A 15232-nucleotide genomic window follows, 5' to 3' on the forward strand; every position below is an offset into this window, starting at 1 on the left:
CCCGTTAAAATTTGGTGCGCATCCTTCAACCCTACATAAGGCACCCAATGAACAACGATAAACGCCCACTATATATTCCATATGCGGGTCCGGCTCTTTTAGCAACCCCTCTTTTGAACAAAGGCAGTGCATTCTCTGCTGAAGAACGTAGTTCATTCAACTTAGAAGGTCTGCTTCCAGAGTCGACCGAAACTATCCAAGAGCAGGTGGAACGTGCCTACCAGCAATACAAAAGTTTCGAAAGCGATATGGATAAGCACATTTATCTGCGTAATATCCAAGACACCAACGAAACATTGTATTACCGCCTAGTGCAAAATCACATTTCTGAGATGATGCCTATCATCTACACACCGACTGTTGGCGCAGCATGTGAAAACTTCTCTAACATTTACCGTCGTGGTCGCGGTCTGTTCATTTCATACCCGAACCGTGACCGTATTGACGACTTGCTGAACAACGCAGCAAACCACAACGTTAAAGTGATTGTTGTGACAGATGGCGAACGTATCCTTGGCTTGGGTGACCAAGGTATCGGCGGCATGGGTATTCCTATCGGTAAACTGTCACTATATACCGCGTGTGGTGGTATCAGCCCTGCTTACACGCTACCAATCGTGCTTGATGTGGGTACCAATAACCCGCAACGCTTAGCTGATCCGATGTACATGGGTTGGCGTCATCCTCGTATTACGGGTGCAGAATACGATGCATTTGTAGAAGAGTTTATCCAAGCGGTACAGCGCCGTTGGCCTGATGCTTTGATCCAATTCGAAGACTTTGCTCAGAAAAATGCGATGCCTCTTCTTGAGCGTTACAAAGACCGCGTGTGTTGCTTCAATGATGATATTCAGGGTACTGCTGCTGTTACTGTTGGCTCTCTACTTGCAGCTTGTAAAGCAGCAGGAACTCAGCTTTCTAAACAACGTATTACCTTCCTAGGCGCAGGGTCTGCTGGTTGTGGTATCGCAGAAGCGATCATCGCACAAATGGTATCGGAAGGAATTTCTGACGAGCAAGCTCGCTCACAAGTTTACATGGTTGACCGTTGGGGTCTGTTACAAGAAGGCATGCCTAACCTTCTTGATTTCCAACAACGCTTGGTGCAAAAGCATACCAATACGAAAGAGTGGGAAAATGAAGGAAATGGCTTCTCACTACTCGATGTTATGCGTAACGCCAAGCCAACGGTACTAATTGGTGTTTCTGGTGCTCCTGGCCTATTTAGCCAAGAAGTCATCGAAGAAATGCATAAACACTGTAAGCGTCCGATTGTCTTCCCACTGTCGAACCCAACAAGCCGCGTGGAAGCGACACCGAACGACATCATTCGTTGGACAAATGGTGAAGCACTGGTTGCAACAGGTAGCCCATTTGAGCCAGTGGTTCATGAAGGTCGCACTTACCCTATTGCACAATGTAACAACAGCTACATCTTCCCAGGCATTGGCCTTGGTGTACTTGCTGTCAATGCAAAACGTGTCACTGACGAGATGCTAATGGAATCAAGCCGCGCGCTCGCAACATGTTCTCCTCTAGCAATCAACGGTCGTGGGGCACTACTTCCACCACTGGAAGAGATCCACTTAGTATCGAAAAAAATCGCATTTGCCGTTGGTAAAAAGGCAATTGAACAAGGTGTCGCATTAGAAATTACTGATGAAGCATTGAACGTGGCGATTGAACAGTCGTTCTGGCAACCTGTTTACCGCCGCTACAAACGCACTGCGTTCTAAGCTTGAGACAATTCGTTTAATAATTAGCCCCTACCATGTAGGGGCTTTTATTTTTTTATCATCCTAACCAGATTTTGGCATAAATGGGCTTCTCTCTTTTTGTTTCTATCAGATATGATGAGAACTAAATTTTTAGTTAAGGATATAAAACGTTTTGTTGTTTTCTCGCATAAGATCAAAGTGGAAGCTGAAATTTTCCTGGAAGCGATTTGCTTTGATTTTGTCGATCTCTGCACTTAGTCTGCTTGTTTCTGTTATTGCCATCGACCGGTGGGTGGTTTTACAAGCCAAAGAGAGCATTTTCACTGAATACGAGCAAATCCCTCAACATGAGGTTGCCGTAGTTCTTGGTACCAGTAAATACATCGGAAAGATCCTCAACACTTACTACACTCATCGCATTAATGCGGCGATTGAGCTTTACAACCAAGGCAAAGTAAAACAGTTTTTATTGAGTGGTGATAACGCCCACCGTTCATATAACGAACCGTGGACAATGAAACGCGACTTACTTAAAGCAGGCGTGCCTGAAGAAGTGATTCACCTTGATTATGCTGGCTTTCGTACCTTAGATTCGATTGTACGAGCAAAAAAAATTTTTGCTTCGGAGCGATTTCTGATTGTGACTCAACGCTTTCACTGCGAACGCGCACTGTTCATCGCTGATGCTTACAGCATTGATGCGCAGTGTCTCGCGGTAGCAGGGCCGACGGCCAACAAGCAAAAAACATCGATGCGTGTTCGAGAACTGCTAGCCCGTGTGAAAGCGTTTTTAGACCTGTATATTATCAATACGCAGCCTAAGTTTCTTGGCCCTCAAGAACCTATCGTCGCAGTAAAAGAGCCAAATAAAGCAGCTAACGAGCCTCTTCAAGTCCCCGTCGAATAGAGGAATAACGTGGCTCACAAGCCTAGTAACATTTCTATAAAACAAATGGGTAGTTTTCTACCCATTTCCAATTCTCAACATCACACTTTCTAATTTGCTCTACGATTCAGGCAAAACTCTTTTTCGCATTCAAAGTAACATTTCATCAATAAATAACTACAAGTCAGTTACTTTGCCATAAAAAACCGACAAAAGGCAATGCAAAAGGAGCACTACCCATGACCGCACTCGCTGTGACATTGAAGAATTGGTTCTTCACTCGCAACAGCATGATTTTGAACGCGAATATCCTATTGTTCATTATCTTGTTTAATACCTTACCCTTTGAACCACAAGTAGTAACCGGCCTGAGCATCTTAGTTTTTGTTGCTATTCTGTGGCTAACCGAAGCGATTCACGTCAGCATTACCGCGCTGCTCATACCACTACTTGCGGTATTTTTGGGTGTGTTCAACACTCAAACCGCACTGAATAACTTTTCCAACTCCATCATTTTTCTATTTTTGGGTGGTTTTGCACTAGCTGCGGCTCTACATAAACAAAAGTTAGATCAAGCTATTGCAGATAAAGTACTATTGCTGGCAAGAGGAAAAATGTCTGTCGCTGTATTCATGCTATTTGGTGTGAGTGCTGGCCTGTCAATGTGGATTTCAAACACCGCCACCGCCGCGATGATGTTACCGCTTGTGCTGGGTGTGATGACAAAGCTAGACGCCAAGAAAAACCACAACACCTTTTTGTTTGTTCTACTCGGTATCGCTTACAGTGCTTCAATTGGTGGTATTGCAACACTGGTTGGTAGCCCACCAAACGCAATTGCAGCCGCTGAAGTTGGCCTAAGCTTCACTGAATGGATGAAGTTTGGTGTACCTATTTCCCTAGTATTAATGCCAATCGCTATCCTCGTATTGTACACGATGACTAAGCCTGACCTTAGCCACAAGTTTGACCTTGACCATCAACCAGTCGAATGGACAAACGGCAAAATGATTACGTTGGCGATTTTCTTACTGACCGTGACGTTGTGGATATTCAGTAAGCCTATTAACGCTATGCTGGGTGGCTTCGCGAAGTTCGATACTCTTGTAGCTATTGGCGCCATCCTTCTACTTGGTGCTTCTCGCGCCGTCGAGTGGAAAGATATTGAGAAAACAACCGACTGGGGTGTGTTAATCCTATTTGGTGGTGGTATCTGTCTGAGTAACGTCCTAAAAGCAACCGGAACAAGCGTATTTTTGGCTCATAGCTTGTCAGGCTTCCTTGAGCAAGCCGGTATTCTCTTAACGATTCTTGCAGTGGTTGCTTTTGTTGTCTTCTTGACTGAGTTTGCGAGTAACACCGCCAGTGCTGCGCTACTTGTCCCTGTATTTGCGACCATTGCAGAAGCCTTAGGCATGTCTCCGGTTATTCTTTCTGCACTGATTGCCGTCGCTGCATCTTGTGCATTTATGTTACCAGTTGCAACACCTCCAAACGCGATTGTGTTCGGTACGGGTCATATCAAGCAAAAAGAAATGATGCGAATTGGTTTCGTATTAAACATTGCGTGTATTGCTGCACTAACGCTTTTCGCTTGGTTGTTCTGGTAAAAATAGCAAGTTCGATTAGCACTACACTGCTGCTCACGGTAATCGTATCGATAACCCAAACTTCCCCCCCTAAGTGGTGTTCAGCAGTTTCCCTCTTGGTGGCCAGTTGGCCACCTTTTTTCTTTCCTTTCAGTGAACGGCTATCAGGCTTGCTTCTTTTCTCAAGCAAGTAAACCATAATGAGCTTCCACTCGGTTGCGGCCATTGCGCTTCGCCTGATACAACACTTCGTCAGCTCTCGCCATGGTTTCTGAGACGCGTTCATTCTGCATTTGGGCAACGCCAATACTGCAAGTTAATGAATCACCGTGCACCCACAAATGATCCTCCACATTTTTGCGAATCATTTCTGCCTTCTCTAACGCTTGTTCAATATTGGTATCAGGGCAAAATACGACAAACTCTTCGCCGCCCCAACGAACGAGTCGATCGTCTGAGTAAATAGAAGTCGCTACCACCATGACAAATTCGCGCAATATGTCATCCCCCATTTGGTGCCCAAATTTGTCGTTCACCTTTTTAAACTTATCCAAGTCCAAATAGAGAATACTGAAGGTGTTATGCCCCCAGCGAACCTGACGAGATTGTTGTTCCAGCCAGTGTTGCACAGCATATCGGTTCATCGCGCCCGTCAAAGCATCTCGATGCGCTAACTCTGCAAACTCATAGTTTTGAGCTCGCAAAGTATCATTCACCTTTTCCAAATGACGGTGACGCTTTTGCGCTTTTTCATAAGCCACTCTATTTTTTCGTAACTCATGCAGTGAAAAAGCCAGTCCAAGCGCCATCCAAGAGAGTAATAATGCATACAACAATGTTTCTTGCGCAAGGTAAGCGCCTTCAAACTCAATTTTATCAATCACAATTCTATGTTTACCAAGTGCCGCACCAGACCCAGTTGCAATATCAATACGTGTGATGTTTGAAAATTCAGGTGCAGAGTGTTCAATCGCGACTCCGTTATCTGCTAACCACCAGGTCATCACCTGAAGATTTTTAATCGGAATTTCGACAATATCGATCGAACCCGACGGAGAAAACTGCATGCCATTATATTTAATGGTGTACTCGTCGTCCGGCTTGGAATACTCAGAATTATAATTGCGAAGATACAAACGTAGGTCGTGGCTAGTGTTAGCCCCTATTCCTGCCTCTTCATATCGCACCTTCAATCGAATCGTATGGTAGTTGGAAAGGTCAATACCCTGTGTTGGCGTTGCTGAATCGGTATAAACCGAGATTCCGCAGTAAGGCCAAGCATACGAGCTCTGCTTTAGTTCACAGCTAAGAACTAGGCTTTGCCGATCGTATGTGATATCAGCCTCACTCACACCTCCTTCACTGGCATCTTTAGTTGCATAGATATTGAAATGCTCAGGTGTAATGGTCAGCTTTCGCGTATCGCCAAGCACACTATAAAGGGCAACCAAACTGATAGTGCAAATAGAAAGAGCAAAGATAAAGTTATGGATCCACTTCATGGGCAAGTGACCTGCTGAGATTATATGCAATACGTGAGGTTCAATAATTTCAAAAAATGAAATCAAGGTGATTTATCAAGAAATAAAATCACTTTCTCATTCAATTCTTAGTTTCGACACATAGTAACGGATTTTGAACCGTTATCACGTTTTAAAATTTCTAAAAAGTGCAGCTCAACTTCTATTTGCGAAGCATTTCACAGCCATAATTTTTAGAAAATAAAACACGATGCATAATAATTTAGTGCAAGACATTTACTTTAAAGCTCCTGTCAACCCTGCATCTCTTCTCCACTTCAGTATATACTGTGCAAAAACACAATAATGAGTAATGTCATGTCATTAATTGCAACTGGCACGCTAAACAAAATGCGTGCTTCTCTGGACGGTGCCGTCAACTACCGTCTTCCTGTCGGTGAGGAAGAAATCGACTTAACTCCGTTTCTGGGTAAAACGCTCACACTGACTCACACTGGCAATATTTTTTGTTGCTCATGTGGAAAGAAAACGAAAAAGAGTTATTCGCAAGGCCACTGTTTTGTATGCATGAAAAAGCTAGCAAGCTGCGACATGTGTATCATGAAGCCAGAGACCTGCCACTACGATCAAGGGACTTGTCGCGAACCACAATGGGGTGAAGAGAATTGCATGGTGGATCACTTTGTCTACCTGTCCAACACATCCAGCTTAAAAGTTGGTATTACTCGTCATACTCAAATCCCGACTCGTTGGATTGACCAAGGCGCGACTCAGGGCTTGCCAATTTTTAAAGTAAAAACTCGCCATATCTCCGGTTTAATTGAAGTTGAACTGGCGAAACATATCGCAGACAAGACCAATTGGCGCACACTGCTAAAAGGTGACGGTGAACCTATGGCATTGCAGGACCGTTTTGCTGAGCTATTGCCTTTAGTCGAAGAGAAAGTTGCCGAGATAAAACAGCAATTCGGCGAAGATGCCATTGAAGTATTAAACGAAAGCATTACCGACCTTAGCTACCCGGTACAACAGCACCCAACGAAGATCACTTCGCATAACTTCGATAAAAACCCGGTTGTTACTGGCACTTTGCAAGGCATCAAAGGTCAATACCTCATCTTTGATACCGGCGTTATTAATGTAAGAAAATTCACTTCCTATGAAGTTGAAGTTAGTGAGTAATCGCTTGCAGAACGCGTTGATTCAAATAAAAATGAAAAAAGCTCGAGTTTGACTCGAGCTTTTGTTTTTCTATTAGGAAGAAATCGTTAGTTATGCGTCAAGGATGCTTTCTAGCACATCGAATAACATATCGACTTCTTCTATTGTGTTGTAATGCATACAACCAATTCGCACTACACCACCCGATTCTTCTAAACCAAGTTGACGAACTAAGCCCAACGCATAAAAGTGACCATTCCATACACAAATGTTATGTTCACCCAGTGTTTTCGCGATGAACTCTGGAGAATATCGGTCAAACGTTAGCGCAAAAGTTGGCGTGCGGAGTTGGCTATCTTCCTTTGCGATACCGAATAGATTGACACCATCTAATGCATTCAAACGCTGCAAGAAACGCTCACTCAAGCGCTGCTCATGTTGTTCATACAGTTGGTAGCTTTGCTCCAATCGTTGGCGAAGAGGTAAACCGACTTCACCAAATTGAGCCAGATACTCAACCGCAGAAACGACACCAGCAAGACCTTCAAAACTTTGCGTTCCTGTTTCAAATCGACCAGGGCCTATATTAGTGGCAGGCTCGACTTTGTAAGGGCGAATACTGTGGAGCCACTGATCGGCTATGTAAGCAATACCAACGTGTGGTCCGAAAAACTTGTAAGCTGAGCAAGCTAAAAAGTCACAACCTAACGCTTGAACATCAACCAAATGATGAGGCGCATAATGGACGGCATCCACATAAACTTGTGCCCCAACATTGTGCGCCATGCTGACTACTTGCTGTACATCCACAATAGAGCCCGTCGTGTTCGATGCATAAGTCACAGCGACAAGGCGCGTTTTATCAGAAAGAAGGCGGCTTAAATGCTCCATATCAAGCGTACAATCTTCTTCGTTGATACGAACTTGATGAACCGTAACGCCTTTATCTTCTGCCGCTTGCTGCCAGCTGGATACATTTGAATAGTGATCCAAAGCGGAGACAATGATCTCATCTCCTGCTTGCCAATCTCGACTAATCGCGCGACTAAGCTGAAAGGTTAGTGAGGTCATATTGGCACCGAAGACAATATTGCCAGATGAAGGGGCATTAAGTAGAGCCTGAGCCGACTCACGCGCATTTTGCATTACGTCAACGGTCACTTGGCTAGAAAAATAATGCCCGCCTAAGTTAGCGTTGAAACGACCTAAATACCCAACCATGCTGTCTAGTACTGGTTGAGGCACTTGTGAGCCACCTGGACCATCAAAAAACGTCACGGGCTTGTCGTTGTGGTATTGAGCCAACGCCGGAAATTGCTCTCTGATCTGATTAAGATTGAAGTTCATTACGCTTATCCGTAGCAGTAAGTACAAATACATCCATATGGCCCGCTTCGTCATCAATAACAGAGCGGATTGGGCACGCGTTATGCCACAGCTTGCTATCAGCCAAGATTGCGACCTCTCCGGTTTCTAGCACTTTACGGAAAAATGGGGCTTGGTTATGGCTGCTGTACAGCATGATGTCGCCACCGATGATGTTATGGCGTCCCACACCAACCATTGCAATATGATCAAAACCGTCTTGGTGCACACCTTCAGGTGCTACTTGGGTTTCTTCTTCCAGTGCCCTGATACGGATTTGGTGAATTTCTATTTCTTGACCGTTTGGCAGATGATTCGCATTGACAAACAATTCACACATTTCTCGAAATCCATCGCTGGTAAGAATATCCTTCTCAATTGGCTCGAATTGTCTTACTACATCACCTTGAAATCGGTTGATATCAGAGGATTGAACAAAGCTATTTTTATTTAAGTCGATGACTTTGCCGTTATCAAAGCCAACCACAGAATAACGTCGTAGTCGATACTGACCATCTGCATGTTCGGTACGAGGCAGTTCTTCAAACGATGGGGAAAGCTGCTCAATTGCTGCCATGCTGAGCTGTGTTAAATGTAGAGTATTCTCACGTGAATGTAACATCATTTGCTCCTTTAATGAGGCACATTAATTAACATTTAATTTACACACTAGGTTACGCAAATATTCTGCAATTACCAGCTTTTAACGTTGATAGCTTCAACAAAACGACGAAAACAACATAACAAACCAAACCAAACCACAAAAACAGAGCCATGTTTCAGTTTTACGCTTTGACAATATTTGAAACTAGGCTTCTCTACTACGAATAGAATTTTATGCTAGAAGTCAACGTTCTCAATCAATATTTAGTGGGTTCTAATCTATAACCAATTATTCGATCACAATCGTTGTTTATGCTTTTAAAGCACTAAGAATTTCCATACAATCGAGGGAAATGTTACGCCCTTTTTGGAGCCATAATGAGCGACGTAAAACACTGTAAATTATTAATTCTTGGTTCTGGTCCTGCAGGATACACAGCTGCCGTCTACGCAGCGCGTGCAAACTTAAACCCTGTGCTTGTGACGGGAATGCAACAAGGTGGTCAGCTAACCACCACAACTGAAGTTGAAAACTGGCCAGGCGATGCTGAGGGACTGACAGGTCCAGCATTGATGGATCGCATGAAAGAACACGCCGAGCGTTTTGAAACTGAAATCGTATTTGATCACATCAATGAAGTAGAGCTATCACAACGCCCATTTCGTTTAAAAGGCGACTCAGGTGAGTACACTTGTGATGCCTTAATCATATCTACCGGCGCATCAGCAAAATACCTTGGCCTTGAGTCTGAAGAAGCATTTAAAGGTCGCGGCGTTTCTGCTTGTGCAACCTGTGACGGTTTCTTCTACCGTAATCAGAAAGTTGCAGTTGTGGGCGGTGGTAACACGGCTGTTGAAGAAGCGCTATACCTATCTAACATTGCGTCAGAAGTTCACCTGATCCACCGCCGCGATTCATTCCGCGCAGAGAAGATCCTTGTGAAACGTCTGATGGATAAAGTTGAAAGCGGTAATATCGTTCTTCATACCGATCGCACTCTCGATGAAGTACTGGGTGACGATATGGGCGTAACGGGCGTCCGCATTAAAGACGTGAACAGCGGTGCGACAGAAGATATCGATGTAATGGGTGCATTCATCGCAATTGGTCACCAGCCAAACACACAAATCTTTGAAGGCCAAGTAGACATGAAAGATGGCTACATCATCGTTCAATCAGGTCTTGAAGGCAACGCAACACAAACTAGTATCGAAGGTGTATTTGCAGCTGGCGACGTAATGGACCACAACTACCGTCAAGCGATCACCTCTGCAGGTACAGGTTGTATGGCTGCATTAGATGCTGAACGTTTCTTAGACTCACTTGGTGACAAATAACTTTTCACATTTGTGTCATATCCTTAAAGCCCAGCGGTATTCCCGCTGGGTTTTCTTTTGTATACTACCGCCTCATTAAAACAATTATCATTAAGCCTTCACGATGGATAAGAAAAAGCAAAGCAGCTTGAATAAGTGGCTGAAGCAACAAAGTAAGTTAGCCAAGCGCTGGCTTATGATTGCGATAGGCCTAGGCGTACTTTCAAGCGTGTTTTTATTGGCTCAAGCAGCCCTGCTCGCCTCCATTCTGCACCAGTTAATCATTGACCAAGTCGACAAAGCCGAGCTCATTTGGCATTTTGTTGGGCTCGGTGGCACGGTTATCGGTCGAGCTGCTTGTACCTGGGGTCGAGAGCTTGCCGGTTACCGTTGCGGGGAGCAAATTCGAGTTTATATTCGCCAACTCATTTTAGATAAAGTTCATAAGCTTGGGCCAGCTTACATCAAAGGCAAACCTGCTGGCAGTTGGGCAACGCTCATCTTAGAGCAGGTAGAAGATATGCAAGATTTCTTCTCACGCTACTTGCCTCAAATGTCATTATCGGTACTAGTGCCTTTCATCATTTTGGTTGTCGTATTCCCAGTAAACTGGGCAGCAGGCTTGATCTTCCTGGTCACTGCACCACTAGTGCCTATTTTCATGGCACTGGTTGGGATGAAAGCCGCAGAAGCAAACCGTAAAAACTTTAAAGCGATGCAGCGTTTGTCGGGTCACTTTTATGACCGCTTGCAAGCAATGACAACCATTCGCTTATTCGATAGAACAAAATCTGAAACTGAGACGCTAAAGGGTGCTTCAGAAGTCTTTCGTACTCGTACCATGGACGTTCTGAAAATCGCGTTTCTGTCTTCTGCGGTGTTAGAGTTTTTCACTTCCATTTCTATCGCAATTACCGCTGTCTACTTTGGCTTTAGTTATATCGGGGAGCTGGACTTCGGCTACTACGGCACAGGTGTTACGCTCTTTGCTGGTTTGTTCATTCTGATTCTTGCTCCAGAGTTTTATCAGCCATTACGTGATTTGGGCACGTTCTATCATGCGAAACAGCAAGCGGTTGGGGCAGCAGAAAGCATTGTCGAGTTTCTGGATTTGGAAGTCGATCAAATCAAAGATGGTACCCAAGCGTTAGATAAAAACAGCCCTATCCATATTGAAGCGAACCAGTTAACCATTTTTAGTCCGGAAGGTAAGCAGCTCGCAGGTCCCCTATCCTTCTCTCTTGAAGCCAACAAAAGTACGGCTTTAGTTGGACCAAGTGGCGCAGGTAAAACAAGCTTGGTAAACACCATCCTCGGTTTCATGCCTTATCAAGGTAGCTTGAAGATTAATGGTTGTGAATTGTCGCAACTGGATCTAGCCACATGGCGAGAGGCAGTAAGCTGGATTGGTCAAAACCCGATGCTATTACACGGTAGCATTCGAGATAACATCACACTAGGTAAGCACAATATTCAGGATGCAGACGTACATTCTGTGTTGAATGACTCTCACGCTGCTGAATTTGTTGAAATGCATGGGTTGGATTATCCGATATCTGATCGTTCTGGTGGTTTATCTGTCGGCCAAGCGCAGCGTTTAGCACTGGCTCGCGCCATGCTACAAAATGGTCGTTTTTGGTTATTAGATGAACCAACCGCAAGCTTAGATGCTCGCAGTGAAAAACTCGTGATGGAAGGCATTAACAAGTATGCGCATGCCACAACGAATTTGATGATTACTCACCAACTTGCGCCTTTACAAAACGTATCGCAAATTCTTGTTATGCAGGACGGCCAGATTGTTCAACGTGGTGATTACGCCACACTGTCGACAGAAGATGGCTTATTTAAAGACATGTTGGAAGCGAACCTCGCACAACGTGAAACAGACAAGGGGAACTTAGATGCGTGATTTACTCCCTTATCTAAAACTCTATAAGAAACACTGGTTTGGTCTTTCGCTAGGTATGCTACTGGCATTTCTGACCTTAGCGGCATCTATTGGCTTATTAACGCTATCAGGTTGGTTTATTTCAGCCGCAGCGGTGGCAGGCTTGACGGTTGCTCGTGAGACCTTCAACTACATGTTACCAGGTGCCGGGGTACGCGGCGCTGCAATGGCTCGAACCGCAGGTCGATGGGGAGAACGTGTCGTTAGCCACAATGCAACGTTCAAGCTGCTTACCGATCTACGTATCTTCTTCTTTAAGAAACTTGCACCACTGATTCCGGGTCGTGTTTCTACGATGCGTGATGCCGATCTGCTCAACCGTCTAGTAGCGGACGTAGATGCGATGGATCACGTATACCTTCGACTTATCAGCCCTGTCGTGATTGGTATTTTTGGCATATTGAGTTTAACGGCTGTCCTAGCGTTCTTTGATTGGCATCTCGCCCTACTGCTTGGCTCGATTCTTACCGTCATGTTGTTTGTATGGCCAGTGCTGTTCTATAAACTGGGTAAAAACAATGGCGAGAATCTCACTCATCATAAAGCGCAATTGCGAGTGGCGACACTGGACTGGCTTCAAGGCTACAGCGAACTGAGTATCTTTGGAGCAGAAGAACGTTATCGTAATCTCATTCTAGAGAAGCAGAAGCAGTTGCTGTCTAACCAATTTGTGAACGCGAACTTAACGGGCATGGCTTCAGGCCTGCTTATGCTGGTGAACGGCATTACACTGGTTGTGATGCTTTGGTTTGCTGCAGACGGCGTAGGTGGTCGTGCTCCTGATCCTTGGATTGCGCTGTTTGCGTTTGCAACCATGGCGAGCTTTGAGATTCTGATGCCTATCGCGGGCGCATTCCAGTATCTCGGTCAAACGTTGACCTCTGCTCGTCGTTTAAATGAAGTAATTTTGGCTGAACCTGACGTTGTCTTCCCTGAGCAGTCGAAACATAAAGACACAACGTTAGACATTGAATTCGACAACATAGATTTTACTTACCCTGACGGTCAGCAAAAGGTGCTGAAAGACTTGTCACTCTCACTACCGTTGGGCACTAAAACTGCAATTGTAGGTCAAACAGGTTCAGGTAAATCAACACTGATTCAGCTTCTTTGCCGCTACTGGGATGTTAACCAAGGTGAAGTTCGAATCGGTGGTACAAAACTGCAAGATTGGAGCGAGTCGGACCTGCGATCAGCAATGACTGTGATCAGTCAACGCGTAGATGTACTAAACGGGACACTACGTGACAACTTACTCATGGCCGCTCCGGATGCAAGTGATGAGCAACTGTCTACTATTTTACAAAAAGTCGAGCTTGGCGGACTTCTTGAAGAGCCGGGGTTAGACGCTTGGTTAGGCGACGGCGGTCGTCAGTTATCTGGCGGTGAGAAACGTCGAATCGGCATTGCTCGAGCATTGCTACGTGATGCCCCAATCCTACTCTTAGATGAACCGACTGAAGGCCTCGATAAGCGTACGGAACAAAAAGTGATGGCGCTTTTCAATGAACACTTTGCTAATAAGACAGTAGTATTCATTACACACCGACTGATAGAGTTAGAAAGTATGGATAGCATCTGTTTGATGGAACAAGGTGAGATCATCGAACAAGGCGACCATCCAACGCTACTCGCTCAAAAAGGTCGTTACTACCAGCTATTACAATCTCTATAATTCGATTTTCAGTGACGAGAAGGGCTCATCAAACGATGAGCCCTTTTGTTATTCCTGTATTAATTAGTTACCTAATTAAGCACGTATACAGTGCTGATTTACCGACCAGATTTTTTGAGATAAGCCGCCATTTCATCTTCCGGAACCATGCCCCCACCAGTTGCCCAAACAAGATGTGTTGCGTTTTTGAGTTTTTCTTCGTCAAATTTCATTTGAGACTGATAAGCATGGTTATTCGAGACGTGCACTGCCCCAATCATACCGGCTAATGCAGAAGGCTCTAGATTAATACCTTCCAGTTCACTTAACTCACCCAAGTGGTGATACATACGAGCGTCATCAATGGTGTAAAAACCATCAAGTAGCCTTTCCATCGCTCTTCCGACAAATCCCGAGGCACGCCCGACTGCCAAGCCATCAGCGGCGGTGATGTTATCGATACCCAAATCTTGTACCGAAATATCGTCATGCAAGCCTGTATGTACGCCCAACAGCATGCACGGGGAGTGCGTTGGCTCCGCGAAAATACAATGGACATGCTCGCCAAACGCTACCTTCAAGCCAAATGCCACGCCACCAGGCCCGCCGCCAACACCACAAGGAAGATAAACAAACAATGGATGATGCTCATCAACAACGATTCCCAAGTCATCAAATTGCTGCTTAAGACGCTCACCCGCAACAGAGTAACCTAGAAACAGCGTCCGTGAGTTTTCATCATCGATAAAGAAACAGTTGGGATCTTTTTCTGCCTCTTTACGACCTTGCGCGACAGCAATACCATAATCTTCTTGGTGCTCTACGACATTAACACCATGTGACCGGAGCTTATTTTTCTTCCATTCCCGCGCATCCGCAGACATGTGGACTGAAACTGAAAAACCCAGCTTCGCACTCATGATACCGATGGACATACCAAGATTGCCGGTTGAGCCAACTGCAATACTGTACTGCTTAAAAAACTGCCGAAACTCATTGCTGAACAATTTGCTGTAATCATCGCTTTCACAGAGCAAGCCGGCTTCAAACGCCAACTTTTCTGCATGAGTGAGCACTTCATAAATACCACCTCTCGCTTTGATCGAACCAGAAATTGGCAAATGACTGTCTTTTTTGAGCATTAAATGGCCCAATATTGGTGTGTCGTATTGCTGCTCCAAACGCACTTTCATATTGGGAATATCCACCACTGCGGACTCAATAACGCCACGCGACGTTTCCGTTTCGGGAAACGCTTTCATCAAATAAGGCGCAAATCGTGTTAGCCGTTCACTCGCCGCTTGAATATCTTTTTCATCTAACCCGACATGAGATAAGCCTTCCTCCAAGGAAGTGATATGGGGGTTGAACCAACAAACCTCTTCAAGATCAATAAGTGCAGCCAAGAGTGGGAACTGCTTAGTCAGCGCTTCAATATTTGCCTTGGTCATTTTACCTTCCTGGAATGATGTGAGTTGAGATAAACAAAAGCGCCGCAATAGCGACG

11 protein-coding genes are annotated in these 15232 nt (G+C 44.9%); 7 read left to right on the top strand and 4 right to left on the bottom strand.

Annotation, left to right across the window (positions count from 1 at the left end; translation table 11 throughout):
* Positions 1–47: 47 nt before the first annotated feature.
* From J4N40_RS10415 to J4N40_RS10425, 3 genes are all read left to right on the top strand, one after another.
* Positions 48–1736, top strand: coding sequence for an NAD-dependent malic enzyme (locus tag J4N40_RS10415; RefSeq protein WP_005377977.1), 1689 nt, complete (start codon positions 48–50; stop codon positions 1734–1736).
* Positions 1737–1890: 154 nt separating this feature from the next.
* Positions 1891–2625, top strand: coding sequence for a SanA/YdcF family protein (locus tag J4N40_RS10420; protein WP_005388862.1), 735 nt, complete (start codon positions 1891–1893; stop codon positions 2623–2625).
* Positions 2626–2843: 218 nt separating this feature from the next.
* A complete protein-coding gene (locus tag J4N40_RS10425) occupies positions 2844–4214 on the top strand; it encodes an SLC13 family permease (protein WP_005377981.1) in 1371 nt (456 codons plus the stop codon).
* Positions 4215–4375: 161 nt separating this feature from the next.
* Here the strand turns inward: J4N40_RS10425 and J4N40_RS10430 are convergent, their stop codons facing one another.
* Positions 4376–5695 (bottom strand): GGDEF domain-containing protein, encoded by a 1320-nt coding sequence (locus J4N40_RS10430; RefSeq protein WP_054574049.1) that lies wholly within the window; start codon positions 5693–5695, stop codon positions 4376–4378.
* 336 nt (positions 5696–6031) lie between these two features.
* On the opposite strand from J4N40_RS10430, the gene J4N40_RS10435 reads away from it, so the two are divergent.
* Positions 6032–6856 carry a DUF2797 domain-containing protein gene (locus J4N40_RS10435; RefSeq protein WP_250654233.1) on the top strand — a complete coding sequence of 275 codons (825 nt, stop codon included), beginning with the start codon at positions 6032–6034 and terminating at the stop codon, positions 6854–6856.
* A gap of 90 nt (positions 6857–6946) precedes the next feature.
* On the opposite strand, the gene J4N40_RS10440 is transcribed toward J4N40_RS10435, so the two are convergent.
* Positions 6947–8182, bottom strand: coding sequence for a cysteine desulfurase-like protein (locus J4N40_RS10440; RefSeq protein ID WP_005377986.1), 1236 nt, complete (start codon positions 8180–8182; stop codon positions 6947–6949).
* Positions 8166–8822, bottom strand: coding sequence for a 2OG-Fe dioxygenase family protein (locus J4N40_RS10445; RefSeq protein WP_005377989.1), 657 nt, complete (start codon positions 8820–8822; stop codon positions 8166–8168). The genes J4N40_RS10440 and J4N40_RS10445 overlap by 17 nt, the downstream gene beginning before the upstream one ends.
* Positions 8823–9181: 359 nt before the next feature.
* Between J4N40_RS10445 and trxB the strand changes: the two genes are divergently transcribed.
* The 3 genes from trxB (at position 9182) to cydC (ending at position 13746) form a co-directional block, all read left to right on the top strand.
* Positions 9182–10141: a thioredoxin-disulfide reductase gene (trxB, locus tag J4N40_RS10450; protein WP_005377991.1), complete on the top strand. Its 960-nt coding sequence runs from the start codon at positions 9182–9184 to the stop codon at positions 10139–10141.
* Between the two features lie 103 nt (positions 10142–10244).
* Complete coding sequence (gene cydD, locus J4N40_RS10455) at positions 10245–12032, top strand: heme ABC transporter permease/ATP-binding protein CydD (RefSeq protein ID WP_005388878.1); 1788 nt, start codon at positions 10245–10247, stop codon at positions 12030–12032.
* Positions 12025–13746, top strand: coding sequence for a heme ABC transporter ATP-binding protein/permease CydC (cydC, locus tag J4N40_RS10460; RefSeq protein ID WP_054574046.1), 1722 nt, complete (start codon positions 12025–12027; stop codon positions 13744–13746). The genes cydD and cydC overlap by 8 nt, the downstream gene beginning before the upstream one ends.
* Before the next feature lie 98 nt (positions 13747–13844).
* On the opposite strand, the gene dsdA is transcribed toward cydC, so the two are convergent.
* Positions 13845–15176, bottom strand: a complete 1332-nt coding sequence (gene dsdA / locus J4N40_RS10465) for a D-serine ammonia-lyase (protein WP_115385877.1) — start codon at positions 15174–15176, stop codon at positions 13845–13847.
* Between the last annotated feature and the right edge of the window lie 56 nt (positions 15177–15232).

Origin of the sequence: Vibrio sp. SCSIO 43097, from assembly GCF_023650755.1 — a bacterium.
Taxonomy (GTDB): Bacteria; Pseudomonadota; Gammaproteobacteria; order Enterobacterales; family Vibrionaceae; genus Vibrio; species Vibrio alginolyticus.